This window comes from Gluconobacter albidus, from assembly GCF_002723915.1.
GTDB classification, from domain to species: domain Bacteria; phylum Pseudomonadota; class Alphaproteobacteria; order Acetobacterales; family Acetobacteraceae; genus Gluconobacter; species Gluconobacter albidus.
Genome location: NZ_BEWL01000038.1, coordinates 1 through 2,470, shown reverse-complemented (window position 1 = coordinate 2,470; position 2,470 = coordinate 1). Strand labels below are relative to the sequence as shown.

General features: G+C 36.4%; 2 protein-coding genes. Both read right to left on the bottom strand.

The window, feature by feature from the left end; translation table 11 throughout:
- Nucleotides 1-560: 560 nt before the first annotated feature.
- Complete coding sequence (locus GAL01_RS15610) at nucleotides 561-1,370, bottom strand: hypothetical protein (RefSeq protein ID WP_145995675.1); 810 nt, start codon at nucleotides 1,368-1,370, stop codon at nucleotides 561-563.
- Between the two features lie 209 nt (nucleotides 1,371-1,579).
- Nucleotides 1,580-2,266: a hypothetical protein gene (locus GAL01_RS15605; protein ID WP_145995674.1), complete on the bottom strand. Its 687-nt coding sequence runs from the start codon at nucleotides 2,264-2,266 to the stop codon at nucleotides 1,580-1,582.
- Between the last annotated feature and the right edge of the window lie 204 nt (nucleotides 2,267-2,470).

The window sequence follows — 2,470 nt, the reverse complement described above, 5'->3', positions numbered from 1 at the left end:
TGACGATGATGACGATGATGACGATGATGACGATGATGACGATGATGACGATGATGACGATGATGACGATGATGACGATGATGACGATGCTGATGTTAGGATGCACAGCAAACAAGACAGTTTTTTATAAAAAAATTATCTATTCAACTAGCTAATCTATCATCTGCATCGTCAGCAGATAACAAAAAATGGCTGTTTCTGTAGCTAAATCCTGCTGACGCATGCTGACGCAGTGATGCGATTTGCCGACGCACCATTCCCCCTTCGTACAGGCAGATATAGGTCGATTGGGTTTGTGTTTCACACAAGACCCCTTCGCATGAATACGTTGTATTCATGTCGATTGGGTAAAAGTATCATTTGCACCAAATATGATTACCGGTGCGATGCGAATGTGAATTGCTTTTTGAAATGATGGGTATCCCCTTATGTCTTATCTTTTATATGTGGATAACTATTAGATATCTAATAGATATGTAACATCCATTCTAAGGGGGATAGAATGGCTTGTGGTGGCTTTATTAAATTATTGTGGGTTTGTTATTGATTTTGAAATAATATTAATCTATCTTGCTTAATCCATCTAATTCCCTTTGAACAAAACTTTTTATAAATTCGTCGTGCGAAACATCCATATTTTTAATGTAATATTCAACTGAACTTTGAAGCGATTTTATTTTTGTGAATGCTACATTGCTGGGGAATCCTTTGTAATTAAATGATGAATAAGCCCTACTGAAAGCAAGCATGTCAGATGATAATTTTTCTATGCATGCTGTAGTTTCTGGTGTTGTAAATGATTTTGCCATTGTAAAGAAGGCATCTATATTTTCCATTGATTGAATTCTTTTTGATGAATCATTTAGAAAAAAGTTTGCAAACATAGTATTGTCCGCTTCAACGAACTTTTCGGAATGAATATGAAGGAAATTACCTATAATACTTGATGAAGATATACGATAATCAGACAGATATGTTCCAAATAAATCCCATCGCTTATTGATAACATCAAGATTATATTTTCTTTTTGAAATTTCTTTATTTTCTAATGCTATTTCTGCTTGCTGTTTCGCAATGCCATGATTAGATTTTGCAATATCTGCTTGTTGTTTCGCAAGATCATGGTTGGCTTCTGTAAATTTTTTTGTCAGAAAGCTATTGAAAATGGTTACGCCTAAAGTTCCAACAGAAACGAAAACGGTCACTACAGCCGAACATGCAGCCACAACGGCTACAGGTGTATCGAAGAATTTTTCCCAGAAGGTTTGATGCGCAGGTACGTTAGGCAAGTGGTTCAGAAGTTGGATCAGTTCCCCGTTATCGATCTTCAGAACTAGATCAGGGATGTATGATCCCATTAAGTCAGCCATAATCGTTCCCTGTCATATACCGACACAATATCTTCTGGGGATAGCAACAAAAAAGGCCGGGTCAATCCCCGGCCCAGTCAACGGGACCATGCCGTGGTCCTGTGAAGGGGATAGTGCAACGCACATATTCAACGGGAATTATAAGGGGTATAGAATGGGTTGTAGCGCGTTTATTAAATGATATTGGTGATTATTTTCTTTGGATAAGATTAGTTTTTAAATGAAGAAAATTTCATAATTTCATTAAGCTTGAATGATTCAAGAAAATTAAGATTAGATTCATCCAATATTTTGTTAGCGTCGTTTATCTGTTCTGCCCTTGAATTAAATATAGGGCTAACTTGATCGTCGTAATTTTCTAAAAAATTTTCTACAGTTACATGGGATATATATTTATCAAAATTATCTAGATGTGCCCTTGCTGCTTCAGCTGTTTTTTTCGACATAATTGGTTCGGATGAATTAAAAAGTAATCTAATTTTCAATGATGTATTTAGGCGATTTTTAGTGTCATTGTTGATCATATTTAATTTTTTGTGATATTCTAAATTTTCTTCATCTGCATCAAAAAATTCATCATTTTGTTCTGTAAGTTTGCTATACAAATCGTTGTAATCAATATATAATTTTGTCATTTTTTCATATATATCAGCATCAAAATTCTTTCTTGATATTTCTTTGTTTTCTTTGGCTAATTCATAGTTTGAATCTGCGACTTGTTTGGTAAGTTTTCGGTTTGAAATTAAAACACTAACAGTAATTATAGAAGTGGCAGCCGTTATGATTGGTGTTCCCACTTGAATAAAGGTCTGCCACCACGGCTGATGAACTGCCGGTAAGTGGTCCACTAACGTCATCAAATCAGGATGGGCAATGCTTAAAACGAAATCCGCCACTTCTGTTCCCCGTCACGTATTGACACAATATCTTCTGGGGATAGCAACGAAAAAGGCCGGGTCCAATCCCCGACCTTTTCTTTATTTGGCTACGTCATTCACCGCTGTTTCAACGGTTGCAGTTGTCGTATCAACCCCTGCCTGAATGGTTGCTGCTGCCTTTGGTTCGTACTTATTGACGATAAACCCGCCAACAAAACCAAG

What these genes read in the sequence shown, in the direction of transcription:
- GAL01_RS15610 (WP_145995675.1), bottom strand. Translation starts at nt 1,370, where the DNA reads ATGGCTGACTTAATGGGATCATACATCCCTGATCTAGTTCTGAAGATC.